Source organism: Oceanisphaera marina (genome assembly GCF_014643915.1).
In the GTDB taxonomy this organism is placed as follows: domain Bacteria; phylum Pseudomonadota; class Gammaproteobacteria; order Enterobacterales; family Aeromonadaceae; genus Oceanimonas; species Oceanimonas marina.
Genome location: NZ_BMKE01000003.1, coordinates 154046 through 180886, shown reverse-complemented (window position 1 = coordinate 180886; position 26841 = coordinate 154046). Strand labels below are relative to the sequence as shown.

Here is a 26841-nt window from a genome sequence, read left to right as displayed (position 1 = left end):
AAGAAGAGGCTGCTGGGATAGCCTCAGCCGACCATCACATGACAGGGAAGTCATGTGCTGAGCGCCACATGGAAGTGCTTGAAGCGTGTCGGAGGAAGCTACCGAGCTGGCTCTGTGCATTATTTACTTGCTAGCGACTTGTGACTAAGAGACAGGCTTAGGGCTGTTCGCTGATAGCTATGCTTGGCGTCTGTTCCTTCAGTCGCCAAATCAGCATGGCAACCAGCAAAATCCAGGGGATGGCAAACAGATTCAGCCATGCCCACCCTAACAATACCAGCCCTTGGCCGGCAAACAGGCTGCCCAGAGCCGCCGCCGTGAATACCAGAAACTCGTTAATTCCCTGCACCTTGGCTTTTTCGGCGGGCAGATAGCTGAAGGTCAGTAAATGCGTAGCGCCGATAAAGGTAAAGTTCCAGCCTACGCCCAACAACAGTAAGCCCAGCCAGTAATGCCAAAATCCTTGCCCCGACAAATTAACTGCCACGCTCAACAACAAGGCGGCACAGCCCCATAAAATGACTCTGCGTGTAGTGAAGCGCCGGATCAGGCTGCCGGTAAAAAAGGACGGCACAAACATGCCCAGTACATGCCACTGGATCACATGGGCGGTGGCATTAAAGTCGTGTTGATGATGATTCATTGCCAGCGGCGTGGCGGTCATGATCAACACCATGACGCCATAACCAATCATGCCGGAGGCCACTGCTGCCAGCAGTAAAGGCTGGCGAAACAATGCACGATAGCTTCTGATTTCGGTCTGCACATGAAGAATGCTTGGCTTGGGAAGAGGCAGCAGCACGATTAATAACAAAGCCACCAGATACAGACCAAACAGGCCATAAAAAGCACCGGCATAAGGGCTGGCCGCATGCCAGTCTTGAGATAATATTGCCAGATTGGGCCCGATTATCGCCGCCAATACCCCACCGGCCATCACCATACTGATGGCGCGGGAATGCAGGGCAACCGCACAGGCTTCCAGGGCGGCAAAGCGGTATTGCTGCCCCACTCCAATGGCGATGCCAATCAAAAAGGTACCAAGCGAAAACACAGTCAGGCTGCTCGCTATCAGTCCCTGCAATGCCACCCAGGTGCCCAACAGGCCAACAAGATTGCCCAGCACGAATCCTGTCTTGCGCCCCAGCTTCTGCATCAGGTGCGCCGCAGGCAAGGTGGCGATAATCAGCCCCAGAAACTGAAAAGCAATGGGCAGGGTGATTAACGCCAGATGAACGGCCAGCTCTTGTCCCACCAGTGCCGAAATGGACACCAGCAGTATATTACCCGACATCAGCAACGCCTGGGCCACCGCCAGACCCCACACCGTAATAGGCATTTGAATTCCTTATCTCAAAACCAAGTGACACGTATCACACTGTACGCCTTACGCTGTAAGTAAAGAATCAGGTTCGGTGCCTATCTTACACGTAAGCCGTCATCCTGACGAAGGTCTGGATCTTGCCTTTAAAACAGAAAAGCAGATACCGGGTCCGTCATGCCGATACTGAAGCTTCGTCATGCTGAACTCAACTCAGTATCAGCATGACGGCATAAAGCATAACACCGACCCAAGACCGATGTTTGTCTTGTACGTCCGGCATACCGCGTAAGGCGTACCGCTTTGTTTTCGTCTTACGCCTCCCTGCCGGCACATAACAAAAAGGCCCGCAAATGCGGGCCTTTTGACACAACCGGTCGGCTTATTACTTGCTGCCGCGCGGAGTAAGACGCTCTTTAATACGAGCAGACTTACCGGCACGATCACGCAGATAGTAAAGCTTGGCGCGACGCACGGCGCCACGACGCTTCAGTTCTACGCTGCCGATCAACGGGCTGTGAGTCTGGAAAGTACGCTCAACGCCTTCACCGTTAGAAATTTTACGCACGGTGAATGCAGAGTGCAGGCCACGGTTACGAACGGCAATTACCACGCCTTCGTAAGCCTGCAGACGCTCTTTGCCGCCTTCGGCAACGCGTACTTGTACACGTACGGTATCGCCTGGGCCGAACTCAGGGATATCGGTACGCAATTGTTCGTCTTCAAGCTGCTTAATGATGTTGCTCATGATATTTCCTTACCTAGGGTAAACTGAAAACTCTACTGTTCTGATTCGCGATGATTGCGAACGAATTGGGCAAGAAGCTGCTCTTGCTCGTCAGTCAGAGCTAGGTTGTTTAAGAGTTCCGGTCTTCTTAACCAGGTACGACCCAACGACTGCTGCATTCTCCAACTGTCCACCTCGGCGTGGTTGCCACTCAACAACACTTTGGGAACGGCCATTCCCGCCAGTTGTTCAGGACGCGTGTAGTGAGGATGATCCAGCAAGCCTTCTGTGAAGGAGTCTTGCTCGGCACTCGCCATGTCACCCAGAACGCCGGGCACCAAACGGGCCACCGCATCCACCAGCACCATGGCCGGCAACTCACCACCACTGAGCACATAATCCCCCACCGACCACTCTTCGTCGACATCGGCCTGGATTACCCGCTCGTCCACTCCTTCATACCGACCGGCGACCAGAATAAGTTTCTTATTGGTGACCAGTTCGGTTACGCCTTGCTGATCCAGCTTGCGACCCTGAGGAGAAAGATAAATAACTTTAGCTCCCTCGCCCGCCGCTTGCCGCGCAGCCGCTATGGCATCACGCAGTGGCTGAACCATCATCAGCATCCCGGGTCCGCCCCCATAGGGTCTGTCATCGACAGTGCGGTGTTTGTCCCGGGTGAAATCCCGTGGATTCCAGCATTCAAATGTCAGCAGGCCATCTTTTACGGCCCGCCCGGTTACTCCATAGTCAGATACTGCCCGGAACATCTCCGGGAAGAGGCTAACAACCCCTATCCACATGATTCTCTCCGCGCAATGTGACTCGAGTTAAAAATCCGGTTCCCAATCAATTTCTATGATGCTGTCTGTAATATTCACAGACTTTATTACCTGATCTTCCACAAACGGAACTAACCGCTCGCTTTGACCAAAAGCATCGTTGGCATTCGCTTTTACTACCAGCACATCGTTAGAACCGGTTTCCATCAGCTGAGTCACCAAGCCAAAATCATAGCCTTTGGTGTTCTTCACCCGACAACCGATAAGATCGCGCCAGTAGAATTCATCTTCGGGTAATGCGGCAAAAGAAGCTGCACTCACCGCGATGTCGGTGCCGGTTAGCAATTGTGCCTGTTCGCGCTGATCGATGTCGATCAGTTTGCAAATCAGACCCTTGCCATGACGCTTCCACGCAGTTACCTGAATTTCACGCCAGTTGCTACCGTCTTTCATCAGCCAGGGCCGATAATCGAAAATGCCTTCTGGTTGGTCGGTAAAGGAGTTGACCTTCAACCAACCTTTAATGCCGTAAACGGCGCCCAGTTGGCCTACAACTACAGGTTCGCTCACTTTAATTCCCTACCTTTAACAAGACTTAGGCCGCTGCTTTGGCTGCGTCTTTTACCAATTTGGCTACACGCTCAGACACGGTAGCGCCTTGGCCAACCCAATGGTTGATACGCTCAAGGTCCAAACGCAGTTTTTCTGCTTGGCCAGAAGCAATAGGGTTGAAGAAACCTACTTTCTCGATGAAACGACCATCGCGAGCATAACGGCTATCTGCAACAACTACCTGGTAGAACGGACGCTTTTTTGCGCCACCACGTTGTAAACGAATGGTTACCATATCGTCCTCTATATACTGAAACAAACAAGGTCCGCAGACAGTGCGAACCTTGGCTTAAAATAAGCTGCGCAATTGTACTCCAATGCGCTGACAATGCAACCAAATTGGCACGCAGCCACCGCCAATAATCAGCCTGCCATCTGTTTATGGCGAGGCCCGTTACCGGCTTGATGACTGTGTTGTGCCTGGAGTACGGATTAAACAGTACGATTAGAAGGGGCCGCGACCCCCGCCACCGCCCATGCCGCCCGGGCCCATCATGCCTTTCATCTGGCTCATCATCTTGCGCATGCCACCCTTGCCAGACATCTTTTTCATCATTTTCTGCATCTGGGTAAACTGCTTGAGCAACTTGTTTACTTCCTGCACTTCGGTGCCGGAACCGAGCGCGATACGGCGCTTGCGCGATCCTTTGATCAAGTCCGGATGACGGCGCTCTTTGGGTGTCATAGAGCCGATAATGGCTTCCATGCGCACAGTCAGCTTGTCATTTACCTGATCTTTTACGTTATCGGGTAACTGGCTCATGCCCGGTAGTTTATCCATCAGGCTCATCATGCCGCCCATGTCGCGCATTTGTGCCAGCTGATCGCGAAAATCTTCCAGATCGAAGCCTTTGCCTTTTTTCAGCTTTTGCGCCATTTCGGCGGCTTTGTCTTTGTCGACCGAACGTTCCATCTGGTCGATCAGCGACAGCATGTCGCCCATGCCCAGAATACGCGAGGCAATACGCTCGGGATGAAAAGGTTCAAGGGCCTCGATTTTTTCACCCATACCGATAAACTTAATCGGCTTGCCGGTAATGTGGCGCACCGACAGCGCGGCACCACCGCGTGCATCACCATCGGCCTTGGTCAGTATCACACCGGTCAAGGGCAGTGCTTCGCTGAACGCCTTGGCGGTGTTGGCCGCATCCTGACCGGTCATGGCATCAACCACGAACAGGGTTTCAATCGGGTTGATGGCCTGATGCAGCTGCTGGATTTCATCCATCATTTTTTCATCAACGTGCAAACGACCGGCAGTATCCACCAGCAAGACGTCGAAGAATTGCTTGCGACCGTAATCCAGCGCATTGCGGCCAATATCTACCGGATTTTGCTCGATATTACTGGGGAAGCACTCCACGTTCAGATCGGCAGCCAGCGTTTCCAGCTGCTTGATGGCCGCAGGACGATACACGTCGGTGCTCACCACCAGTACTTTTTTCTTGTGCCGCTCTTTCAGGTATTTGGCCAGCTTGCCCACAGAAGTGGTTTTACCCGCACCCTGCAAACCCGCCATCAGGATCACCGCCGGCGGCGTCACCGACAGGTTGAGTTCCTCGTTGGCTTCGCCCATGACCGAGACCAGTTCGGCGTTCACTATTTTAATGAAAGCCTGGCCCGGACTCAGGGATTTGGAGACTTCCTGACCAACGGCACGCTCTTTGACCCGGTTAACGAATTCTCGTACTACCGGCAGCGCAACATCGGCTTCCAGCAGCGCCATGCGCACTTCACGCAGGGTTTCTTTGATATTGTCTTCGGTCAGACGACCGCGACCACTGATGTTTTTCAGGGTACGTGACAATCTTTCGGTAAGATTTTCAAACATGATGTAGCCCGCAATTGGCGATAATTACCCCTAGTATACCCAAGTTATCCGCCGAACTTAAGCAGGCTGGGTGGCGATATGCTTGGCGTTAAGGGTATACTGACAATTCTTCTTATTTCACCGGTTAATGGCTTAAATTCATTATGGAATTGCTTGCTGTTTTGGCGATGGCATTTTATCTGTTGGCGGCCTTCGCCTGTGTGCATAACATGCTCAACCCTCAAAACGAGCGTCGCCGCTACAGCCTGCTGGCGGCGCTGTGCGCTATTTTGCTGCACGGCCTTTGGCTATTCGACACCGTCGTGCTGGTTCCCGGGCAAAACCTGAGCATGCTCAATGTGGCATCTCTGGTCAGCCTTATCATCTGCGTGCTGATGTCGCTGCTGGTGACCCGCTTCAAAATCTGGTTACTGATGCCGCTGGTCTACGGCTTTGCCGGCCTGCTGCTGGCGGCTGATTTGCTTTTGCCCGGCTATTACAGCATGCATCTGGAAACCCGCCCCGAAGTGTTATTGCACATCGGCCTGGGACTGATGTCCTATTCATTGCTGGTCATCGCTTCCTTGCTGGCAATTTTGCTGGGCTTCCTCAATAACCGATTGAAATCACACAAACTATCCAAGCTACCCGCCATGCCCCCTTTGATGACCATAGAACGCTATCTGTTCCGGCTCATGTTTGTGGGAGTGGTGCTGCTGACCTTGTCTATTTCTACCGGCCTGTTCTTTTTGCAGGATATGTTCGGCCCCGGCAAGGCGCATAAGGCCATTCTTACCATCCTTGCCTGGTGTGTGTATGTCGGTTTACTCTGGGGACATCATCGCCTTGGCTGGCGGGGCCGCAAAGTCATCTGGACCAGCGTGGCCGGCAGCCTGTTGTTGACGCTTGCCTATTTTGGCAGCCGCTTCGTACGCGAGGTGTTGCTGGGTTAACTTACTTGATAGCATGCGAACAACAACGTAGTAATTGATTGGTTTTATGACACAGGACGGTCTGCTTGGACGAAATATCCACGGGTACCCTTGGCGGTATCCTGATAGCACTACTCTTTATTTCTGCTTTTTTTTCCAGTTCGGAAACCGGCATGATGTCGCTGAACCGCTATCGGTTGCGGCATCTGGCACAAAATAACCACAAGTCGGCGCTTAGAGTGGAAAAGCTGCTGTCTCGGCCAGACCGGCTGATCGGCTTGATTTTGATCGGTAATAACCTGGTCAATATTCTGGCATCGGCCATTGCCACCCTGCTCGCCATCCGCCTGTTTGGCGACTACGGAGTGGCCATTGCCACTGTGGCTCTGACGGTAGTGGTACTTATTTTTGCCGAAGTAACGCCCAAGACGCTGGCCGCGCTTTATCCGGAACGCGTGGCGTTTCCGGCCTCGCTGCTGCTCAAGCCACTGATGGTGATTCTGTATCCGGCGGTATGGATGATTAATGCCATTTCCAATGGTCTGCTGCTGCTGTTTCGCATCAATCCTCATGGCCAGGAAGACAATGCCATCAGCTCGGAAGAGCTGCGCACCATAGTGAATGAAGCCGGCGCCCTGATCCCTCGTCGTCACCAGGATATGCTGGTGTCTATCCTGGATCTGGAGAAGGTAACCGTGGATGACATCATGGTGCCACGTAACGAAATTTACGGTATCGATATCACCCAGGACTGGAAAACCATCAGCCGGCGCCTGATGCAAAGCCCCCATACCAAGGTGTTGCTGTACAGAGACAACATAGATGATGCGCTGGGCTTTATTCACGCCCGTGATGCGCTGCGCCTGCTGGCCAAGGACGAATTCAGCAAATCCAACATGATGCGCGCCCTGCGTGAGCTGTATTACATTCCCGAAGCCACCCCTCTGAATGTACAGCTGGTGAAATTTCAGCGTAACAAAGAGCGCATTGGTCTGATTGTTGATGAATACGGAGATATTCAGGGGCTGGTCACGCTGGATGATATTCTGGAGGAAATAGTCGGGGACTTTACCACCACTATCAGCCCAACCCTGAGTGAAGAAATCAAACCCCAGGCTGATGGCACTTATCTGATAGAAGGCTCGGCCAGCATCCGCGATATCAACAAGGAACTCGGCTGGCAACTCCCCAATGACGGGCCGCGCTCACTGAATGGCCTGATCATCGAATACCTGGAGGACATCCCGGAGGCCAATATCGGCTTGCGGATCGCCGGTTATCCGATTGAGATTCTGGATGTGGAAAACAACATGGTGAAGCTGGTTAAAGTACTGCCGCATTATTACCAGTAAATAACCTGCTCAGCCAGCAGGAAGCCGCGGGTGATCAAACCCGCTTGCCGGGCTTGGGCACCCACGGCCAAGAGCGGTTTAATCGGTCTGGTTTGCAGGCTCTAACTCGCTGAAAATGACCATCAGCTCGTCTTTATTGCCGGTAAGATCGGCAAGGGTATAACCGTCCATCACCTGCAGGAAGGCTTCCATGGCCTGCTGCAAGGCTCCTTTCAGACGACACACCCGCACCAGATAGCAGGCCGGGCTGCCACAGTCGATGCCATTAAGGTTATTTTCAAGCGCGCGGATCACCTGCCCCACATTAATGTCGCCCTGAGACCGCGCCAGACAAATTCCCCCGTTCTTGCCACGTACCGCACGAATATAGCCTTCGCGCGCCAGCTGGTTAACCACCTTGACCAGATGATTACGCGAGATATTGTATATCTCGGACACCCGGGCAACGGAAGAAAGCTCACCTTCGGGCAAGGTCGCCAGGTACATCAGGGTTCTCAGACCAAAATCGGTATAGGTGGTCAACTTCATGCTGGCATATCCTGAATGAGCAAAACGTACATATATAATACACATTAGTATTCCAATGTGTGACATTTAATGTCAATAACAGCCCATCAATAGATAAAACAACGCCTCAGGGCCGAGCACTTTTCAAGCGCCGTAGAATAACATTTAGCCTTTAAACTTAAAATAACAGCCTGTTATTCAACTCTTTAACCTTGTGGGCCGGCATTCTTGCCGCAAGCGCATTGCTGAGGCGCTCAGCTTGCTGGTGTTGTTTTTTATCGGCAATCACCATTTCCTTAAGCCATAAATAAGCCTGGGGGTAATCGAGCGGACTGCCGATGCCATTCAGCAGCCAGCGCGCCCAGGTAAACTGGGCTTTTTCCAACCCCAGACTGGCCGCCTCCTGCATCAGAGGGGCCGCCCGCTCTCGATTTTTCTGTACCAGTGTGCCCTGATAATAATAGCGGCCCAGTTGCTCCAGTGCCGCCGGCAAGCCCTGATCCGCCGCTTTCCAGAGCATGGTGAGCCCGCGACGAGATTGCTGGGGAACACACACCCCCCAGGCCAGCATGTCGCCCCATAAAAACTGATAGGCAGGCAGGCGCAAGACCTCGGCCCTGGCTTCGATATCCTGCACCAGCTGGCAGTGATCCTTGTCGCGCACCTGCTGCAGGTGGCGATTGGCATTAATCCACTCGATCAACTCATATTCTTCATACAAGGGAACGGCTCGCAGCTCATCATTTTCGGGCTCGCGTTGCGCCAGTGGCCCAGAGCTGGGAGCCGCCACTGCCGTTTCTTTAACAGTGGTATTTACCTCATCGGTAACGGTATCCATACCTTCGGCGGCCAGCACCGGCAGGCTCAAGCACAGCAATAATAATCCGTATTGCGCTTTCATTGGCGTTCCTCCTGCACAGCATATCGGCAGAGCAGGTAAAAGATTGAGTGTTTATAAGTCAGTGGCAGGCGTGATAAAGGAAGCATATGGTTACCCTTTACACTCCCCTTATTACTCTGCACATGGTATCAGCCTTGCTCTACCTTGGCCTGGCGCCAGTAGTCGTCGAGTTCCTCTAGCGTACAGGCGCGGCTGTCTTTACCATCGCTGTGCAGCGCCCGCTCAACGGCCCGAAAACGGCGTTCAAACTTGTCGTTGGCGCGCCGCAGCACCGCTTCCGGATCCTGTTTAAGGTGACGCACCATATTGACACAGGCAAACAAGACATCCCCCAGCTCATCGGCGATACGATCTTGATCCTGCTCTGGTGCGGGCGGTTTTAGCTCGGCCATCACTTCATCCAGTTCTTCGTGGATCTTGTCGATCACCGGTGGCAGTTCTCGCCAGTCAAAACCGACCGCAGAACAGCGCTTTTGTATCTTGTTGGCTCGGGTAAGGGCGGGCAAATTACGGGGAATATCATCCAGCACACTGGTGGCGGTATTATCCAGGGCCTGGCGCTCTTCGGCTTTGACTTGCTCCCAGTTGGCCTTGACTTGTGCTTCGCTGTTAAAGGCGGCATCGCCAAACACATGAGGATGACGGCGCACCAGCTTCTCGCTGATAGCCTGCACCACATCGTTAAAATCAAACTGCGATTGCTCTTTGCCAAGCTGGGCATAAAACACCACTTGAAACAGCAGATCGCCAAGCTCCCCCGGCAGCTCGTGCATCGCCCCTCTGTCTATGGTGTCGGCGACTTCGTAGGCTTCTTCCAGGGTGTGCGGCACTATGCTGGCAAAGTTTTGTTTTTTGTCCCAAGGACAGCCCTGCTCGGGATCTCTTAGCCTCGCCATAATGGCCAGCAGGTCGTCGAGTGAGTAATCTTGCTGCTTCATGCCTGAATTCCTGTGTGAAAACAGCCGTACGTCATACGCGCTACGCCTTACGTGAAAGACCATCTACGTCTTGCTTTGACTTACAGCGTACGGCGTACGGCGTACGGCGTACGGCCGTCTTTATAGCCTTTTCGCTTCTATGATGTCCGGCAGCTGGCTGATTTTGGCCAGGGCGCGGCTCAGAGTGTCGATGTTGTAGATGTTCAGTTCCATATCCATGGTAGCCGTCTGTTGCTTGCGATTGGCACGGCTGCTGAATTCGGTAACATTGATTTTTTCGTTGGCCAGAATGGTGGTGATGTCCCGCAACAGCCCCGAACGATCGTTGGCCACCACCCGCAGGGTAAGCTGATAACCACCGGCATTGTTTTCACCCCATACCGCATCCACCACCCGCTCGGGATGCTGGCTTTGCAATTCTTTCAATTGTTCGCAGTCGCTGCGATGAATGGAAATGCCTCGCCCCTGGGTAATAAAACCGATAATTTCATCCCCGGGAATCGGCTGGCAGCAACGGGCTATGCTGGTTAACAGGTTGCCAACGCCCTGTACCACCACGTGCCCCTTGCCCTTGCTGTCCGGTGCTTTTTTGGCGGCCTTCAATTCCAACTGGCGCAGCACGGCTTCATCTTCTTCGGCACTGGTGGGCTTTTTATGTTGCGACTGTAAAAAATTAAGCAGCTGATTGATACGCAAGTCACCGCCACCAATGCCCGCCAGCAAGTCGTCGAGGTGCGCCACATTAAAGCGCTCCAGCACCGGTTTGTTGAGCATGGAAAACGTCAGTCCCAGGCGGTCCAGCTCTTTTTCCAGCACTTCTCGTCCGGCAACGATGTTTTTGTCTCGATCCTGCTTCTTGAACCAGGTGCCCACTTTGGAGCGTGCGCGACTGGTGCGTAAAAAGCCCTGACTCGGATTCATCCAGTCGCGGCTGGGATTAGGCTGTTTTTGGGTGATGATTTCAACCTGATCGCCGGTTTGCAGCTGATAGGTAAATGGCACTATACGGCTGTCAATTTTAGCGCCAATACAGCGATGGCCAACCTGACTGTGAACATAGTAGGCAAAATCGAGCGGCGTGGCACCCAGTGGCATATCCACCACTTCGCCTTTGGGGGTAAACACATAAACTCGGTCTTCAAATACCTGGCTGCGCAGTTCATCCACCAAGGAGCCGCTTTCGGCCATATCTTCTTGCCAGGCCAACAGCCTTCTCAGCCAGGCAATTTTATCTTCAAAGCCACTTTGTTTGGTGGCGCCGCTGCTGCCTTCCTTGTACTTCCAGTGGGCGGCCACCCCCAACTCGGCATCCTGATGCATTTGATCGGTACGGATCTGAATTTCCACCGTCTTGCCTTCAGGCCCGATAACCACGGTATGAATCGATTGATAGCCATTGGGTTTGGGATTGGCAACATAATCGTCAAACTCGCGAGGAATATGGCGCCATTGGGTATGCACCACCCCCAGCGCACCGTAGCAATCCTGCAAGTGATCGGTCACTACCCGCACCGCTCGCACATCGAACAGCTCATCAAAATCCAGATTTTTCTTCTGCATTTTGCGCCAGATACTGTAGATATGCTTGGGTCGCCCATAGACCTCGGCATGAATCCCCGACTCGGCAAGCGACGACTTTAGGCCTGCTACAAATTCATCGATATAGGCTTCGCGGGCCAGTCGCTTCTCGTGCAACAGCGAGGCAATCCGCTTGTAGGTATCTGGATGCAGGTAACGAAACGAGAGATCTTCCAGCTCCCACTTCAGCTGGCCTATGCCAAGGCGATTGGCCAGTGGAGCATAGATATTGGCAATTTCCTTTGCCACCAATACCCGGGTTTCTTCATCGGCATTTTTTACTTCTCGCAGGCAGGTAATACGCTCGGCCAGCTTGATGACCACGGCGCGTACATCTTCCACCATGGCCATCAACATGCGGCGAACACGGTCAACCTGAACTTCGGAGCGGGTATCGCCATGCACATGCTGCAGCGAGCGAATGGCTTCCATATCCACCACGCCCTGCAGCAAACCACTGATGGTGGCGCCAAAATCCGTGCTGACCTGCTCCAGGGTCAGGGAGCCATGTTCGAGAAAAGGATACAGCAAGGCGGCTTTTATGGTGTCCATGTCCATGCTCAAGGTCAGCAGAATACCGACCATTTCTATGCCTTGCGTCTGCAATCGGGGCAAGGTTTCGGCAGGCACCTTGAGCTGCAGGCAATACTCATAAAGCGCTTTCAGTTGTTCCTGCTCGTCTACCGAAAACGGCAGGCTATTTGCCCATTCGTTCAGGCTAAAGTTAACTGTGAGATGAGTATTGCGTACTGCAACCATAACTACCCCTTAACTGTGTTCAAACAAGGCCATAGCTTCGCAATGTGCCGTATGGGGAAACATATCAATCAAACCAAGCCGCGTAAGCTGGTACCCCGCCGCCAGTAACAGCTGACTGTCTCGAGCCAGTGTCACCGGGTTGCAAGACACGTACAACAGTCGCTTGGGTGCCATCTGGCATAAATAGGGTATAACCTGCTCGGCTCCCGCCCGACCGGGATCAAGCACTACTCGCTCGAACCCCTGCCGAGCCCAGGGCTCTTGCGTAAAGTCTGCCGCCAGGTCGGCCCGATAGAAAGTGGCATGAGCCAAATCATTATCTTCGGCGTTGCCTCGAGCCTGCTCTACCATTTCCATCACCCCTTCTACCCCGGTCACCGGATGACCCGCGGCTGCCAGCGGTAAAGAGAAGTTACCGATACCACAAAACAAATCCAGTACCGGTTGCTTGGGTTCGGGGGCAAGCCAGGCCTGGGCCTGACTGATCATTTGCGCATTAAGGGCGGCGTTAATTTGAATGAAGTCGCCAGGCGTAAAAGACAGCTTTATATTATCTATCTGATAATAAAGTGAAAATGGCACATGTAAAGGCCTGCGCCCATGATCATCCTGTAAAAACAACGCGATATTTTTGCTTTGTGCAAACGACAGCAGCAACTCCAGATCACGTGGCGGGAAAATGCCGGTATGACGTAACAGCAAGGCTACGCCTTCGGCTGCATCATACAGCTCCAGGTGACCCAGCTGTTTCAGTGCTTTCAACTGGTTCAACAATTGACGCAACGGCGTAATCAGGGCCGATAACACCGGGCGTAATACACCACAATGCTCGATTTCAACCAGTTGATGAGACTGGCTCTGCCTGAAGCCCAGAGCTACCCCTTTACCTTGCAGGCGAATCGCCAGCCGCGCCACGCGTCGGTATCCCTGATCTTGAGCTTGCTCCAGCCATTCCAGCTCGGGCAGCGGTTCAATCCCCTGGCGGGCAAACAGCCGACTGACGGCACCAGCTTTCAAGGTGCGTTGCTCATCAACCGGCATATGCTGCAATGAGCAGCCCCCACAGTCGGCGCTGTAGCTGCAAAAAGGCTTCAACCGTGTGGGAGCGGGCTTGAGCACCTTGAGCAGACTGGCAGACTGATATTTGTTGTTTTGTACTTGCAGCCGAACACGAACCTGCTCGCCTTTCAGCGCGCCGGGCACAAACAGTGGCCGCCCCTGATGGCGTGCCATGCCGACTCCATGCATATTCACGTCGACAACAGTCACGTCCAACAACGGCTGGTTCTGGGGTTTGGACTTGCTTTCCTTAAAGAACTGAACCATAAACGTGGAGCCCTCGATGCGGCTATGTCATCATAAGCATCTGTTGATTTGATGCGCGCATTGTCCCACATTAGCCCACTATGACCAAATACGGCCTGCGAGCCAGAATACTCGCTTATACCATAATACCCACCCTGCTCATTGGCATCTTTTTGGCCGGGTATTTTTCCGTGAGCCGTTATCAGCAGCTGGAAGAAGCGCTGATCCGCCAGGGGATCAACGTGATCGAGCCCATGGCGCTGGCCAGCGAGCTGGCATTAACCAGCCGCAACCGGGAAGCGCTCAATCGTCTGCTCAGCAACATTCATCGCAATAACAGCCCCCTGGTCAAATCCATTGCCCTGTTTGATGAGCAGGGTCGATTGCTGGTTACCTCCAACTATCATCGTGACTTTAACCGCATGCGTCTGCCCGACGGAGCTGCTATTCCCCGCGCCACCCAGGTCGCCAGCGGTGAAGACGGTATTATTTTGCGCACCCCGGTACTCACCGACAATATTCAGACCGACTCCTCCTGGGAAGAAGTGTCAGCCATTCCCATCGGCTATATTGCCATGCAGCTGACCAACGACTCGGCCATGCTGGTCCATTACAAAGACAGCTTTTTTGCCGGTCTGATTGTTTTGCTGGGAGTGAGCTTGAGTGCCTTGTTTGGCGTCAGGCTGATCCGCGGCGTGTCACAGCCCATCTCGGACATGGTAAGAGCCGTCTACATGATCCGTGAAGGCCGACTCGATACCCGGGTAAACGGCGAGTTTACCGGTGAAATGGAAATGCTGAAAAATGGCATTAATGCCATGGCCAAATCGCTCTCTGAATATCATGAAGAAATGCAGCAGAATATCGATCAGGCCACCTCCGATCTGCGCGAAACCCTGGAACAGATAGAAATTCAGAATATTGAACTGGATATGGCAAAAAAACGTGCCCAGGAAGCGGCACGGGTCAAAACCGAGTTTCTGGCCAATATGTCCCACGAGCTGCGCACGCCGCTCAATGGCGTTATCGGTTTTGCCCGCCAGCTGCAAAAAACCAGGCTCACTTCCAACCAGCTCGACTACCTGAAAACCATCGAAAAATCGGCGCAGAATCTACTGGGCATCATCAACGATATTCTCGACTTCTCCAAGCTGGAAGCGGGCAAACTGAAAATGGAGCAGATTCCCTTTTCACTGCGCGACACCCTGCAAGAAGTGATGACGCTACTTGCCCCCAGCGCCCATGACAAAAGCCTGGAGTTATCACTGCGGGTCGATGCCGCCGTTCAGGATGGCCTGATTGGCGATCCCTTGCGACTGCAACAGGTGTTAACCAACCTGGTGGGCAATGCGGTTAAATTTACCGAACAGGGCAACGTCGATGTTCGCGTGGATGCCCGCCCGGCAAATCAGCCCGACAAGGCGGCGCTGCGCATTCATGTGCAGGATACCGGCATTGGTATTTCCGACAGCCAGCGCCGCCAGCTGTTTCAGGCGTTCAATCAGGCGGATTCCAGTATTTCCCGTCGCTATGGCGGTACCGGTCTGGGCCTGGTCATTACCCAAAAGCTGGTACATCAGATGGCCGGTGAAATGGAGCTGCATTCGGAGCTGGGTACCGGCTCCGTGTTCAGCTTTACCCTCGAGCTTAACCGCGCGTCACTCCCCCTGGCCGAGCCATTACCACTGGGAGAACTCAGTCATAAAACCGTGCTCTATCTCGAAGAAGATAATTACAGTCGTCGGGCCACCACCGCCCTGCTGCAGGAATGGGGAGTGCGGGTGCTGCACGAGCCCAGTGACAGCGTAACCATAGATTGTGCCCTGCTGGGCTTTGGCCCCAACGCCCTCCCCAGCCAGATAGAGCAGGCGATTCGCCAACAGACCGCGCACAACCACAAGGTAGTAGTGTTACTCAGCTCTACCGATCCTACCCTGGCTGATGGCCTTGTCGATGCCGGCGCCGAGCTCTGTCTGAGCAAGCCGGTGCATTATCAAAAGCTGGCCCAGGCGCTGATGGGGCAAGACACTGTCGAGGATGAAGGGCTGTTGCAGATTACGCTGATGCCTCCGGCGCAAAAACAGTCTTTGCGGGTACTGGCCGTGGATGACAATCCCGCCAATCTGAAGCTGATCAGCGCCATGCTCAATGAACAGGTCAGCCAGGTTGAAAGCTGCTCCAATGGCCAGGAAGCGCTTAACCTGGCCACGGTGAATCGCTACGACATCATCTTTATGGATATACAGATGCCGTTGCTCGATGGTATTCAGGCCACTCAGGAAATTCGCGCCGGTAATGGCCCCAATGCCAGCACCCCGATAGTGGCCGTTACCGCTCACGCCATTCAGGGGGAGCGTGACCGACTGATGCACCAGGGCATGGATGATTACCTGGCCAAGCCCATAGACGAAACCATCTTGGCCAACATCATCAAGCGCTATGCCCATCAGCCTAAAATCAAGGGACAGATTGACTGGTCACTGGCTATCCGCCAGGCCGGGAACAAGCCCACGCTGGCCAAAGAAATGCTCGACTTGCTGCTACAGAGTTTTGACGAGTTCGGCCCACTGCTCAATGCCGCCCTGTCGGGAAATCTGGATGAGCAGCAGCTGTACCCGCCGTTGCACAAGCTGCATGGCGGCACCGCCTATTGCGGCGTACCCCAACTGCAGTCGTTGGTGGCGGAATTGGAAAAGGCATTGCTGGCCAAGCAGACCATAGAAGAGCTGGAGCCCGAATTGCTGGAGCTGGAAGAGCGCATCGCCCAGGTACGGGAAGAAGCGAAGGCCTATTTGTAACTGCTGAGATGAGGGACTGGGGATTAGAAGATTCGGAGCTAGGGACAGCGACATTCAAATCCCCACTCCCCAGTCCCGAATCCCGGTTTTTTAGACGCCTTGGCGGGCTTCGCGCATCAGGCGTTTCATGTCGCGGATGGCTTTCTCCAGACCGTCGAAGGCGGCTCTGGCGATAATGGCATGGCCGATGTTCAGCTCCAGCATCTCGGGGATGGCGGCAATGGGCTTTACATTATGGTAATGCAGGCCGTGACCACCGTTAACCTTGAGTCCGGCATCGTGGGCATAAGACGCCGACGCCGCAATGCGCTTCAGCTCGGCACAGCGCTCGGCTTCGTTGGGGGCATCGGCATAATGGCCGGTGTGGATCTCGATATAGGGCGCGCCGGTTTTGACCACCGCATCAATCTGGGCACGGTCGGCGTCGATAAACAAAGACACCTTGATTCCCGCCTCGGTCAGGCGCGCCACCGCCGCCCCAACCTTGTCGAGCTGTCCGGCCACGTCCAGACCACCTTCGGTGGTCACTTCTTCACGCTTTTCCGGTACCAGACACACAAACGCCGGCTTGATCCGACAGGCAATATCGATCATCTCGTCGGTAACCGCCATCTCAAGATTCATGCGGGTTTGAATGGTCTGGCTCAATATCTCGACATCGCGGTCGATAATATGACGTCGGTCTTCGCGCAGGTGCACGGTAATACCGTCTGCGCCCGCCTGCTCGGCCAGTGATGCCGCCGCAACAGGATCCGGATAACTGGTTCCCCTGGCGTTACGCAAAGTGGCAATATGATCGATATTTACGCCTAAATACAATTCACTCACTGCGACTTCCTCTCTTTCCTTTGATAAACAGGGCGCGACTGCGCAAGGCCCGGCCTCCCAGATAAGGGGCCAGTGCCTGACGACTGAAACGTTTGGCAGAGACCAGCACATCGGCTCGGGTCAAATCGAGCTCGGCCAGTGCATAAAGGTGATCCCCGGCATAGGCGCCCGGCTCGGGCTTGGCAAGGCGAACAAAGCCGGACTCCGATTGATACTGATACCAGGCGCCAGGATCAACGGCCTGACCACTGTCGGCGTCGATAGTAAAATCCACGCCGTAGCCCAGTATATTTAACATATAAAACTCGAAATGACGCAGGCAGGGTTCAATTCCTTCACCATTGGCCAAATTCATCAGCGTCTTGTGATAGGCCTCAAACACCTCGTCGAAAGGGGTATGGGTTTCCAGCAGGTAATAAATCAGTTCGTTGAGATACAGGCCGCTGTACAGGGCGGTCCCCGTAAGGCGAATGGCGGGTGCCGTGGCCTCTGCGCGATGCAGGTTTTTCAACTCGCCCTTGCCGGCAAAGGTAAGTGCCAACGGCACAAAGGGCTGTAACAGCCCTTTAAGCGGAGAGCGCGGCTGACGGCTCCCTTTGGCAACCAGGCTCTGACGCCCCTGCTCTCGAGTAAATACCTCAACCAGCTGGCTGGTTTCTCGATAGGGGCGACTGTGAATAACGAAGGCGGCATGCGCCGTCATCAATCGTCACCATACCCCAGGCTGCGCAGGGCTCGTTCATCATCGGCCCAGCCCGATTTCACCTTGACCCACAACTCGAGAAACACTTTTTGCTCGAGCAATCGCTCCAGATCGAGTCGCGCTTCGGTGCCGATGATCTTCAGCTTTTCGCCCTTGTTGCCGATCACCATGCGCTTCTGGCCGCTGCGCTCGACCAGGATCAGGCCGTTGATGTGCACTATGCCCTGCTCGGTGACCTTGTAGTCTTCAATTTCTACCGTCACCGAATAGGGCAGTTCTTCACCCATGAAGCGCATCAGCTTTTCGCGGATGATTTCGGCCGCCATAAAACGTGACGAACGGTCGGTAATATAGTCTTCGGGAAAATAGTGCAAAGACGGTTTCAAACGAGATCGAGCCAGCTTGGCAATGGTATCGATATTAGTGCCTTTTTCCGCCGAAATCGGCACTATGTCGGCAAAATCCATCTTGGTGGCCAGCCACTGCATGTGTGGCAGCAGCTCTTCTTTGCTTTCAACGTTATCAATCTTGTTGATCGCCAGCACCACCGGGCAGTCCATGCGGCGCAGTTTGTTGACCACCATTTCGTCGTCGGCTGTCCATTTGGTGCCCTCCACCATGAACACCACCATTTCCACATCGCCCAGCGAGCTGCTGGCTGCCCGGTTCATCAGACGGTTGATGGCCCGCTTTTCTTCGATGTGCAACCCGGGGGTATCCACATAAATGGCCTGATACGCGCCGACCGTATCGATGCCCATGATACGGTGACGGGTCGTTTGTGGCTTGCGCGAGGTAATACTGACCTTTTGCCCCAGTAACTGGTTAAGCAGGGTCGATTTACCCACGTTCGGGCGGCCGACAATGGCAATAAAGCCACAATAAGTTTGTTCTTCAGCTGTCATAGCAATACTTCCAAGGCATGTTCGGCGGCAGATTGCTCGGCCTTGCGGCGGCTGGTACCGAGACCAATCACAGGTTCTGGCATGCCTTCAATGTGACAATGCACGGTAAACTTTTGATTGTGGGCTTCACCAATCACATTCACCACCGTATAGGTTGGCAGCGGCTTGCGCTTGCCTTGCAATAACTCTTGCAACCGGGTCTTGGGATCTTTTTGATCGATGCCCGGCTGAATGCCGTTCAGTCGATCTTCATACCAGGACAGCAGCATGGTTTGCATCTGTTCGATATTGGCATCCAGATAAACGGCACCAATCAATGCCTCTACCGCATCCGCCAGAATGGACTCGCGGCGAAAACCGCCGCTTTTCAGCTCACCCGGTCCCAGGATCAAATAATCGCCCAGTTCAAACTCCCGCGCCAGTTCGGCCAGGGTTTTTTCTCGAACCAGAGTGGCACGCATGCGTGACATATCACCTTCGTTCACCTTAGGAAAACGGTGAAAAAGGGCATCGGCAATCACCATGCTCAGCAGGGAATCACCCAAAAACTCCAGTCGCTCATTGTGACGAGAGCCGGCACTGCGGTGCGTGAGAGCACGCACCAGCATGGCTTCGTCGTTAAAGGTATATCCCAGTTTTTTTTGTAATATATTCAGTTTTTTCATTAACGAATTGCGCCTATGCGGCTGAAGCGGACATTACTGGGCACCCAGGCAGGTAGCCAGCTGTCGGCGTTGCGTTCAAATTCAAAGCTAATCCAGATAGCCACTGCCTTACCCACTAAATTTTCTTCGGGCACAAAACCCCAGAACCGGCTATCGGTGCTGTTGTCTCGGTTGTCGCCCATTGTAAAGTAGTGACCGGCAGGAACCACCCACTCATTTAGTGCCGTATTTGGCTGACGGTAATACATGGACACCCGGTCCGGTAACATGGGGTTGCGCAAAATATCATGCGTCTGCTCGGTCAGGCTTTCACGGTAACGTTCCAGCTCAACCCCCATCTGAGAAAATTCCCCTTTTTGCAGCGGGTCCAATTCTACAGGAGCAAAATCGGGGCAGTTATCCCCCTCACAAGCCGGCTTGATAAACAGCTGCTTGTCTTGATAGACAATACGATCTCCGGGCAGGCCGATAACACGCTTGATGTAGTCAACCCGGGTATCTTCCGGATATTTGAACACCACCACATCGCCCCGCTTGGGCTGGCCGGTTGCAATCAGAGTGGTATTACCCACCGGCTCTTTCAGACCATAGGCAAATTTTTCTACCAGAATGAAATCACCCACCAGCAAGGTCGGCATCATGGAGCCGGACGGAATTTGAAACGGCTCATAAATAAACGAGCGCAAGACCAGCACCACGGCGATCACCGGAAAGATGGAGCGCGCCTGCTCAATCCAGCCCGGCACCTTGGCGGCGCGAGCCACCACGGCGGCATCTACCTTGTTGCCATGAGCCTGTTGTGCTTCGGCAATCTTGCGCGCCCTGGCGGGCGCCCACAGCCATTTATCACAGGCCCAGATAATGCCGCTCACCAGGGTAACCAGTACTAAAATCAGGGCAAAGTTGCTTGCCATAATTATTTGTCCTTACCCACGTGGAGAATCGCCAGGAAGGCATCTTGCGGAATGTCTACCCGCCCCAATGACTTCATGCGTTTTTTACCTTCTTTCTGCTTGGCCAGCAGCTTTTTCTTCCGGCTGACGTCGCCGCCATAACACTTGGCGGTCACGTCTTTGCGCAAGGCTTTCACCGTGCTGCGCGAGATAATCTGGCTGCCGATGGACGCCTGAATGGCAATATCGAACATCTGGCGCGGGATCAGCTCGCGCATTTTTTCCACCAGCTGACGGCCTCGGTACAAGGCATTTTCTTTATGGGTAATATTCGCCAATGCATCAACGCGATCGCCGTTGATCATGATATCCAATCGTACCATGTCGGCGACTTCAAAGCGGCTGAAGCTGTAATCCAGCGAGGCGTAACCCCGGCTGCACGACTTGAGGCGGTCGAAGAAGTCGAGCACCACTTCGGCCATGGGAATATCGTAGCTCAGTGCCACCTGGTTGCCGTGGTAGACCATATTGGTCTGCATGCCACGCTTTTCGATACACAGGGTAATCACGTTACCCAGGTATTCTTGCGGCACCAGAATATTACATTCGGCAATCGGCTCGCGCAGCTCTTCAATGTTGTTGAGCGGCGGCAAATTCGATGGGCTGGAAATATGAATGGTTTCGCCGTTGGTCTGAACAATTTCGTACACCACTGTGGGTGCCGTGGTGATCAGGTCCAGATCGTATTCCCGCTCCAGGCGTTCCTGAACGATTTCCATGTGCAGCATGCCCAGGAAGCCACAACGGAAACCAAAGCCCAGGGCGTTGGAGGTTTCTGGCTCGTAGAACAAGGACGCATCGTTCAGCGATAGCTTGTCGAGGGCATCACGGAAGGCTTCATAGTCATCGGCAGAAATAGGGAACAAACCCGCATACACCTGAGGCTTCACTTTCTTGAAGCCCGGCAGCGGCTTGTCTGCACCGTGCTTGGCGTGGGTCAGGGTATCGCCCACAGGTGCACCGTGGATCTCCTTGATACCACACACCACCCAGCCAACTTCACCGCAATTCAGGCCGTCGGTATCTTTCTGCTTTGGGGTAAAAATACCAATGCGATCCACACCCCATACCTGGCCGGTGCTCATCACCTTGATCTTGTCGTTCTTTTTCAGGTTGCCGTGCTTGACGCGCACCAGCGACACCACGCCCAGATAAGGGTCAAACCAGGAGTCGATGATCAGCGCCTGCAGCGGGCCTTCGGGGTTACCCTCTGGCGGCGGGATCTGGCGCACTATGGTTTCCAGTACGGCATCGACACCCAGACCGGTCTTGGCGGAACAACGCACCGCATCCATGGCGTCGATACCCACTATGTTTTCAATTTCTTCGGCCACCCGCTCGGGTTCGGCCTGGGGCAGGTCGATTTTGTTCAGTACCGGCACCACTTCCAGATCCATGTCCAGCGCGGTGTAACAATTGGCCAGAGTTTGTGCCTCAACGCCCTGACCCGCGTCCACTACCAGCAAGGCGCCTTCACAGGCGGCAAGAGAACGCGATACCTCATAAGAGAAATCCACGTGCCCCGGGGTATCGATAAAATTGAGCTGGTATTGTTCGCCGTCGTCAGCCTGGTAGTTCAGGGTCACACTCTGAGCTTTAATGGTAATGCCTCGCTCGCGCTCCAGATCCATAGAATCGAGCACTTGCTGCTGCATTTCTCGGTCAGATAGGCCGCCACACACCTGGATCAGGCGATCGGACAGGGTGGACTTGCCGTGGTCTATGTGAGCGATGACGGAAAAGTTACGAATATGCTTCATGATGCAATAAGGAGTCCGTAGTCTGAAAAGCGAAGAGTCAAAGGCAGGATTCTACTGGATTAGCCCTACCGTGGCCAATCCTTAGTCGATATTGGTCACCGGTAGTATGGGAGCGATAATGACGGGGTCGGTTTGTAAGCGATTATTGCCCTTGGCCCAGCGTGATGCCAGCATAAACCCGATAAAGCCTCCCACGGCCGCTCCGGCCAGGGTACCGCCATCTCCCATCCCCAGCCCGGCGCTGGCCAGCAAGGCGCCCCCCAGCAATAACAACAGGGGCAAGAGATAAACCAGCAGAGCACTGTTGATCAGGCTGTGCTCGGGAATACCGATGCGCACCTGTTGATCAACCGCGAGCGGCAAGTCGGTGGCAATTCTGAATCTGTGATCCCGGCCCGGCAGGGCCTTGGACACCAGACCGGTGCCGCACTGGCTGTTCTGCTTGCACTGGCCGCAGGCCGACTTGCTAAAACAGACCACTTCTACCCCGCCGGCATACACGGCCGATACGGTGGCAACTTCTTCTATCATACGCTGGCTCTTGTTGTGCTGTTATGGCGCAGTTGAGGACGCCTCGTCATACGCGATCGATTCCGCTATCTGGCGAGCCGTATCGGCAGGAATCGCGCCCACTACGGTGATTTCGACCTGTCTTGGATTCATCAGACTGAGCAGATGCGTAGCACCCTGCCGAATCAACTGCTGGTTCATATCGGCCTCGGCTCCTGCCTTGGCAATATAAACGGATATGTCGACCAAACCGTTAGACAACATCAGGTAATCAACAGGCTGTTCGGTAATGGGTAACTTGTGCCTGTCTTGCGAGCGCAGTTGGAAACCATCGGGTAGCCAGCCTATGTGCCAGGGCAAGGGTTGTTGCGGCATAGGATACACATCGGTAACCGACATGGCCGGTGGCAATGAAGCTATTTTCAGCTCGTTGACCAGCGGACTGGGGGTATCGCTGATTTTAAGTGCCACGCCCATGCTTTGCTCTACTACGGTCGCATCCTGATTCAAGGTATCCAGCTTGACCAGCAAACCGCTTTCCTGATCCAGCCACAACACATAGCCATAATAACCCGGCGCCCTGGGCACCAGTCGCACGACCTGAGCCACGCGGCCCAACACCCGGCTGCGTCCGGCCAGCACGGCATCGTAATGCTCCAGCATGGGAGGCAGCGACACCTGTTGCAGACGATAGAAGAGCCCGGGTAAATTGGCGTCTTTCAGGGTATAGCCACTGTGGCTGGCATCAAAAAAACTGGTTTCATCGTCACGCTGCACAAACTCGCGAGGACGTCCGTTAAGATGGGTCAGATGGGTCAGTACCTGCCCATTCAAATGCCCCCGGGTCAGGCGCTTGGGTTCAAGCTGCCCCTGGCTGAATTCGATAAGCGTCAGCTCGAAGTTCAGTTGATGATAAGCCTGTTGCATACGTTGCAACACCACTTCTGCTGAGTCTTCCTCAGCCATAACGACACCGGGCAACACCCAGGCCACTATCAGGATAACGGCACGCAGCCCCTGTATTCTCAAGACCAATTACCTTTAGTTTTGGCGCAGTCGTTGCTGCAACTCATGATCCATTAACAACTCATGAATACGACGCTGCTGCTCCAGCAGAGCCTGTTCATTGACCTGCTGACGCGGTTCCATCTGATAGTTCAAGCTAACGGGAGCCGCACCACCATTCAAAGGAATCGTGTTCAGCACCGGAGACTGCAAGTCGTTCTGGCTATATTGCTGCACGCCCACAATCAGGGCTGCCGACACAGACGCTGCCACCGCAAATTGCCCAACATAACGAAGCAAGGGCGACACTCGTCCAAAACGAGGCCGTACCACATTGTCTTTTTCGGTGGCTTTCCCCCCCTCATCAAACGACGATGTTGCCGGTGCAGCCACCATGGCGGGTTCGTCGTTCAGAGCCGCTGCAATACGGTCACTCAAATCCAGCTGCAAGTGGCTGGGTATCTCGTTGCGCAGCACATCACCGTATAAATGATAGCGGCCAAAAGTATCGGCCAGATCCGGCTCGTTACCGAGTTGCTCAAGCAAGACCTTGTCCTGGATTTCTCCATCTACCAGTGCCGAGATTTGCTCTTTATTTGCCATAACGTTTGCCATAACAGTTATTCCCCGTTCAACCCTGAAGTAACGGCTGGACTTGCTTATCTATTGCTTCACGTGCTCGAAAGATTCGAGAGCGAACTGTCCCTACCGGGCAATCCATCACATGCGCAATATCCTCATAGCTCATCCCTTCCAGCTCTCGCAAGGTTATCGCCGTTTTAAGATCTTCCGGCAGTGTTTCTATGGTGTCGAACACTGCACGCTTGATCTCGTCCGATAACATGAGTCGTTCCGGTGTCGCCTGATCTCTTAAACCATCGCCACCGTCATAATATTCAGCATCTTCAATTTCTACGTCTCGCCCCGGTGGCCTCCTTCTTAACGCCACCAGATAGTTTTTCGCAGTGTTGACCGCGATTCGATATAACCAGGTATAAAAGGCGCTTTCCCCCCGAAATCCGGGCAAGGCACGATAGGCCTTGATGAAAGCCTCTTGCGTCACATCGGGTACATCTCCTGGATTGGACACGTATCGAGACACTAGGTTCGCCACTTTATGTTGATATTTTTTTACCAGCAGGTTGTACGCGTTTTTATCGCCACGCTGTACCCGTTCAACCAGCTGCTGGTCTGTTAAATAATCGCTCATGCGAGCCGCGTAACCTCCGAATAATCCGATGTATAAAGACACCGGCCCGTAATAAGCGCACCTATATAGACTGTGGATGCGGACAAAAGTTCTAAACTCATTTGAGAAAGATGATTCCGGCTGCGTCAACCGCCAGCTTGGGATAACATAGAAAAACTATCCATATTGAGCCAATGATACTTTATGAAGGATCCCGTTGAATACCTCTGCGATGTACTCATCATTGGCAGCGGTGCCGCCGGGCTGTCACTGGCATTGAAGCTGGCCGATCACGCCAATGTTCATGTGCTTAGCAAAGGCCCTCTCGCAGAAGGTTCCACCTTCTACGCTCAAGGTGGCATTGCCGCTGTTTTCGATGAAACCGACAGCATTGAGTCTCATGTTGCCGACACACTTATCTCTGGCGCCGGTTTGTGCGACGAAACCGTCGTCGAATTTACCGCCCGTCAGGCACCCGATGCCATTCAATGGCTGATCGGCCAGGGTGTGCCTTTCGATACCGAAGAGTCGACCCAGGGCGAGCCCTCTTATCATCTCACCCGGGAAGGCGGCCATAGCCACAGGCGCATTTTTCATGCCGCCGATGCCACCGGCCGTGCCGTACAACTCACCTTGAACGAACGCGTGCAGCAACATCCTAACATTCATATCCTGGAGCGGGTGAATGCGCTGGACTTAATTACCAGTGCCAAGCTGGGATTACCCGGCAATCGCGTACTGGGTGCCTATGTGTGGAACCGCAACAAAGAGCGGGTAGAAACCGTACGCGCCCGCTTTATTGCCATGGCCACCGGTGGCGCGTCCAAGGTGTATCAGTACACGTCAAATCCGGACGTCAGTTCTGGCGATGGCATTGCCATGGCCTGGCGCGCGGGCTGTCGGGTTGCCAATATGGAATTCAATCAATTTCATCCCACCAGCCTGTTTCACCCCGCCGATAACAACTTTTTGTTAACGGAAGCCTTGCGTGGTGAAGGCGCCCTGCTCAAGCGCCCCGACGGCAGCCGCTTTATGCCCGATTATGACGAACGTGGCGAACTTGCCCCCCGGGATATCGTCGCCCGCGCCATCGACCATGAAATGAAGCGTCTGGGTGCCGAGTGCATGTATCTGGACATCAGCCACAAAGATGCCGATTTCATTCTGAAGCATTTTCCCACCATTTATGAGCGCTGCCTCAAGGTGGGAATCGACATTACGCGCCAGCCCATGCCGGTGGTGCCCGCCGCACATTATACCTGTGGCGGCGTGATGGTCGATAACAAGGGCCAGACCGATATCGAAGGCTTGTACGCCATCGGTGAGGTGTCTTACACCGGCCTGCATGGCGCCAATCGCATGGCTTCCAATTCCTTGCTCGAATGTATCGTCTTCGCCCGAGCGGCTGGCCAGGATATGCTGGCCAAATTCGCCACGACGCCCGAGCCCCCCATATTGCCGTTATGGGATGAAAGCAAGGTTGCCAACTCGGACGAAGAAGTGGTGATCCACCACAACTGGCACGAGCTGCGATTGTTCATGTGGGACTACGTGGGCATAGTGCGCTCCAACAAGCGTCTGGAGCGGGCCAAGCGCCGTATCGATCTGCTGCAACAGGAAATTCAGGAGTATTACGCCAATTTTCGCGTCAGCAACAACCTGCTGGAATTGCGTAACCTGGTGCAGGTGGCGGATTTGATCGTGCGCTCGGCCATGGAGCGTAAAGAATCCCGCGGCCTGCATTACACCCTGGATTACCCCGAGCAGCTAGACAATCCCAAACCGACAATATTGAAACCATGAACATGCGTGAAGGGTGAAGGGTGAAGGGTGAAAAGTAAGGCCAAGCTCGGTGGTAGGGTCGAATTAATTCGACCGCGTTAAAGCCTTGCCACCCTATTGGTCGAATGAATTCGCCCCTACAAAATCACGGTAATGTTTGTCGCCGCTGCTTTAAGCGGCGACATTTACGCAGCAGATTCGGTGTTTTACGCCTCTCTC

Annotated in this window: 25 protein-coding genes; 4 read left to right on the top strand and 21 right to left on the bottom strand. The window is 53.9% G+C overall.

Annotation, left to right across the window (positions count from 1 at the left end):
- Positions 1-157: 157 nt before the first annotated feature.
- The 6 genes from IEW52_RS03200 to ffh all read right to left on the bottom strand — a co-directional run bounded on the left by IEW52_RS03200 (position 158) and on the right by ffh (position 5273).
- Positions 158-1339, bottom strand: coding sequence for an MFS transporter (locus IEW52_RS03200; protein WP_188628624.1), 1182 nt, complete (start codon positions 1337-1339; stop codon positions 158-160).
- Between the two features lie 367 nt (positions 1340-1706).
- Positions 1707-2069: a 50S ribosomal protein L19 gene (gene rplS / locus IEW52_RS03195; protein ID WP_188628623.1), complete on the bottom strand. Its 363-nt coding sequence runs from the start codon at positions 2067-2069 to the stop codon at positions 1707-1709.
- 32 nt (positions 2070-2101) lie between these two features.
- Positions 2102-2851, bottom strand: coding sequence for a tRNA (guanosine(37)-N1)-methyltransferase TrmD (trmD, locus tag IEW52_RS03190; RefSeq protein WP_188628622.1), 750 nt, complete (start codon positions 2849-2851; stop codon positions 2102-2104).
- Positions 2852-2878: 27 nt separating this feature from the next.
- Positions 2879-3400, bottom strand: a complete 522-nt coding sequence (gene rimM, locus IEW52_RS03185) for a ribosome maturation factor RimM (protein ID WP_188628621.1) — start codon at positions 3398-3400, stop codon at positions 2879-2881.
- Positions 3401-3425: 25 nt separating this feature from the next.
- Positions 3426-3677, bottom strand: coding sequence for a 30S ribosomal protein S16 (gene rpsP, locus IEW52_RS03180; RefSeq protein WP_188628620.1), 252 nt, complete (start codon positions 3675-3677; stop codon positions 3426-3428).
- Positions 3678-3887: 210 nt separating this feature from the next.
- Entirely contained in the window at positions 3888-5273 is a 1386-nt protein-coding gene (ffh, locus tag IEW52_RS03175; protein ID WP_188628619.1) for a signal recognition particle protein, read from the bottom strand.
- A 143-nt stretch (positions 5274-5416) separates the two neighbouring features.
- Between ffh and IEW52_RS03170 the strand changes: the two genes are divergently transcribed.
- Both IEW52_RS03170 and IEW52_RS03165 read left to right on the top strand, forming a co-directional pair.
- On the top strand, positions 5417-6205 hold the full coding sequence (locus IEW52_RS03170; protein ID WP_188628618.1) for a cytochrome C assembly family protein: 789 nt from the start codon (positions 5417-5419) through the stop codon (positions 6203-6205).
- A gap of 65 nt (positions 6206-6270) precedes the next feature.
- Positions 6271-7536: an HlyC/CorC family transporter gene (locus IEW52_RS03165; RefSeq protein ID WP_188628617.1), complete on the top strand. Its 1266-nt coding sequence runs from the start codon at positions 6271-6273 to the stop codon at positions 7534-7536.
- 78 nt (positions 7537-7614) lie between these two features.
- On the opposite strand, the gene IEW52_RS03160 is transcribed toward IEW52_RS03165, so the two are convergent.
- The 5 genes from IEW52_RS03160 to rlmD form a co-directional block, all read right to left on the bottom strand.
- Entirely contained in the window at positions 7615-8064 is a 450-nt protein-coding gene (locus tag IEW52_RS03160; RefSeq protein WP_188628616.1) for an Rrf2 family transcriptional regulator, read from the bottom strand.
- A gap of 157 nt (positions 8065-8221) precedes the next feature.
- Positions 8222-8881: a tetratricopeptide repeat protein gene (locus IEW52_RS03155; protein ID WP_373286212.1), complete on the bottom strand. Its 660-nt coding sequence runs from the start codon at positions 8879-8881 to the stop codon at positions 8222-8224.
- Positions 8882-9072: 191 nt separating this feature from the next.
- A complete protein-coding gene (gene mazG / locus IEW52_RS03150; RefSeq protein WP_188628615.1) occupies positions 9073-9882 on the bottom strand; it encodes a nucleoside triphosphate pyrophosphohydrolase in 810 nt (269 codons plus the stop codon).
- 120 nt (positions 9883-10002) lie between these two features.
- Complete coding sequence (gene relA / locus IEW52_RS03145; protein WP_188628614.1) at positions 10003-12219, bottom strand: GTP diphosphokinase; 2217 nt, start codon at positions 12217-12219, stop codon at positions 10003-10005.
- A 9-nt stretch (positions 12220-12228) separates the two neighbouring features.
- The gene (gene rlmD / locus IEW52_RS03140; protein WP_188628613.1) at positions 12229-13545 is read right to left on the bottom strand and encodes a 23S rRNA (uracil(1939)-C(5))-methyltransferase RlmD; all 1317 of its coding nucleotides are present in this window, start codon (positions 13543-13545) and stop codon (positions 12229-12231) included.
- An 80-nt stretch (positions 13546-13625) separates the two neighbouring features.
- Between rlmD and barA the strand changes: the two genes are divergently transcribed.
- The gene (gene barA, locus IEW52_RS03135) at positions 13626-16322 is read left to right on the top strand and encodes a two-component sensor histidine kinase BarA (protein ID WP_188628612.1); all 2697 of its coding nucleotides are present in this window, start codon (positions 13626-13628) and stop codon (positions 16320-16322) included.
- 90 nt (positions 16323-16412) lie between these two features.
- On the opposite strand, the gene pdxJ is transcribed toward barA, so the two are convergent.
- From pdxJ to rpoE, 10 genes are all read right to left on the bottom strand, one after another.
- Entirely contained in the window at positions 16413-17150 is a 738-nt protein-coding gene (pdxJ, locus tag IEW52_RS03130) for a pyridoxine 5'-phosphate synthase (protein WP_188628611.1), read from the bottom strand.
- Positions 17143-17853: a DNA repair protein RecO gene (gene recO / locus IEW52_RS03125; RefSeq protein ID WP_373286210.1), complete on the bottom strand. Its 711-nt coding sequence runs from the start codon at positions 17851-17853 to the stop codon at positions 17143-17145. The genes pdxJ and recO overlap by 8 nt, the downstream gene beginning before the upstream one ends.
- Complete coding sequence (gene era, locus IEW52_RS03120) at positions 17853-18758, bottom strand: GTPase Era (protein ID WP_188628609.1); 906 nt, start codon at positions 18756-18758, stop codon at positions 17853-17855. The genes recO and era overlap by 1 nt, the downstream gene beginning before the upstream one ends.
- On the bottom strand, positions 18755-19423 hold the full coding sequence (rnc, locus tag IEW52_RS03115) for a ribonuclease III (RefSeq protein ID WP_188628608.1): 669 nt from the start codon (positions 19421-19423) through the stop codon (positions 18755-18757). The genes era and rnc overlap by 4 nt, the downstream gene beginning before the upstream one ends.
- Positions 19423-20337 (bottom strand): signal peptidase I, encoded by a 915-nt coding sequence (gene lepB, locus IEW52_RS03110; protein WP_188628607.1) that lies wholly within the window; start codon positions 20335-20337, stop codon positions 19423-19425. The genes rnc and lepB overlap by 1 nt, the downstream gene beginning before the upstream one ends.
- Before the next feature lie 2 nt (positions 20338-20339).
- Entirely contained in the window at positions 20340-22136 is a 1797-nt protein-coding gene (gene lepA / locus IEW52_RS03105; protein WP_188628606.1) for a translation elongation factor 4, read from the bottom strand.
- 81 nt (positions 22137-22217) lie between these two features.
- Positions 22218-22667, bottom strand: coding sequence for a SoxR reducing system RseC family protein (locus IEW52_RS03100; protein ID WP_188628605.1), 450 nt, complete (start codon positions 22665-22667; stop codon positions 22218-22220).
- A gap of 21 nt (positions 22668-22688) precedes the next feature.
- Positions 22689-23675 carry a MucB/RseB C-terminal domain-containing protein gene (locus tag IEW52_RS03095; RefSeq protein ID WP_308424517.1) on the bottom strand — a complete coding sequence of 329 codons (987 nt, stop codon included), beginning with the start codon at positions 23673-23675 and terminating at the stop codon, positions 22689-22691.
- Positions 23676-23687: 12 nt separating this feature from the next.
- Positions 23688-24254: a sigma-E factor negative regulatory protein gene (locus IEW52_RS03090; RefSeq protein WP_188628663.1), complete on the bottom strand. Its 567-nt coding sequence runs from the start codon at positions 24252-24254 to the stop codon at positions 23688-23690.
- A 28-nt stretch (positions 24255-24282) separates the two neighbouring features.
- Complete coding sequence (rpoE, locus tag IEW52_RS03085) at positions 24283-24861, bottom strand: RNA polymerase sigma factor RpoE (protein WP_188628604.1); 579 nt, start codon at positions 24859-24861, stop codon at positions 24283-24285.
- Positions 24862-25044: 183 nt separating this feature from the next.
- On the opposite strand from rpoE, the gene nadB reads away from it, so the two are divergent.
- On the top strand, positions 25045-26643 hold the full coding sequence (nadB, locus tag IEW52_RS03080; protein WP_188628603.1) for an L-aspartate oxidase: 1599 nt from the start codon (positions 25045-25047) through the stop codon (positions 26641-26643).
- Positions 26644-26841: the final 198 nt, after the last annotated feature.

What these genes read in the sequence shown, in the direction of transcription:
- IEW52_RS03090 (WP_188628663.1), bottom strand. Translation starts at nt 24,254, where the DNA reads ATGGCAAATAAAGAGCAAATCTCGGCACTGGTAGATGGAGAAATCCAG.
- rlmD (WP_188628613.1), bottom strand. Translation starts at nt 13,545, where the DNA reads ATGGTTCAGTTCTTTAAGGAAAGCAAGTCCAAACCCCAGAACCAGCCG.
- IEW52_RS03155 (WP_373286212.1), bottom strand. Translation starts at nt 8,881, where the DNA reads ATGGATACCGTTACCGATGAGGTAAATACCACTGTTAAAGAAACGGCA.
- nadB (WP_188628603.1), top strand. Translation starts at nt 25,045, where the DNA reads ATGAAGGATCCCGTTGAATACCTCTGCGATGTACTCATCATTGGCAGC.
- ffh (WP_188628619.1), bottom strand. Translation starts at nt 5,273, where the DNA reads ATGTTTGAAAATCTTACCGAAAGATTGTCACGTACCCTGAAAAACATC.
- IEW52_RS03160 (WP_188628616.1), bottom strand. Translation starts at nt 8,064, where the DNA reads ATGAAGTTGACCACCTATACCGATTTTGGTCTGAGAACCCTGATGTAC.
- barA (WP_188628612.1), top strand. Translation starts at nt 13,626, where the DNA reads ATGACCAAATACGGCCTGCGAGCCAGAATACTCGCTTATACCATAATA.
- rplS (WP_188628623.1), bottom strand. Translation starts at nt 2,069, where the DNA reads ATGAGCAACATCATTAAGCAGCTTGAAGACGAACAATTGCGTACCGAT.
- mazG (WP_188628615.1), bottom strand. Translation starts at nt 9,882, where the DNA reads ATGAAGCAGCAAGATTACTCACTCGACGACCTGCTGGCCATTATGGCG.
- trmD (WP_188628622.1), bottom strand. Translation starts at nt 2,851, where the DNA reads ATGTGGATAGGGGTTGTTAGCCTCTTCCCGGAGATGTTCCGGGCAGTA.
- rpsP (WP_188628620.1), bottom strand. Translation starts at nt 3,677, where the DNA reads ATGGTAACCATTCGTTTACAACGTGGTGGCGCAAAAAAGCGTCCGTTC.
- relA (WP_188628614.1), bottom strand. Translation starts at nt 12,219, where the DNA reads ATGGTTGCAGTACGCAATACTCATCTCACAGTTAACTTTAGCCTGAAC.
- recO (WP_373286210.1), bottom strand. Translation starts at nt 17,853, where the DNA reads ATGACGGCGCATGCCGCCTTCGTTATTCACAGTCGCCCCTATCGAGAA.
- lepA (WP_188628606.1), bottom strand. Translation starts at nt 22,136, where the DNA reads ATGAAGCATATTCGTAACTTTTCCGTCATCGCTCACATAGACCACGGC.
- rpoE (WP_188628604.1), bottom strand. Translation starts at nt 24,861, where the DNA reads ATGAGCGATTATTTAACAGACCAGCAGCTGGTTGAACGGGTACAGCGT.
- IEW52_RS03170 (WP_188628618.1), top strand. Translation starts at nt 5,417, where the DNA reads ATGGAATTGCTTGCTGTTTTGGCGATGGCATTTTATCTGTTGGCGGCC.
- lepB (WP_188628607.1), bottom strand. Translation starts at nt 20,337, where the DNA reads ATGGCAAGCAACTTTGCCCTGATTTTAGTACTGGTTACCCTGGTGAGC.
- era (WP_188628609.1), bottom strand. Translation starts at nt 18,758, where the DNA reads ATGACAGCTGAAGAACAAACTTATTGTGGCTTTATTGCCATTGTCGGC.
- IEW52_RS03100 (WP_188628605.1), bottom strand. Translation starts at nt 22,667, where the DNA reads ATGATAGAAGAAGTTGCCACCGTATCGGCCGTGTATGCCGGCGGGGTA.
- rnc (WP_188628608.1), bottom strand. Translation starts at nt 19,423, where the DNA reads ATGAAAAAACTGAATATATTACAAAAAAAACTGGGATATACCTTTAAC.
- IEW52_RS03200 (WP_188628624.1), bottom strand. Translation starts at nt 1,339, where the DNA reads ATGCCTATTACGGTGTGGGGTCTGGCGGTGGCCCAGGCGTTGCTGATG.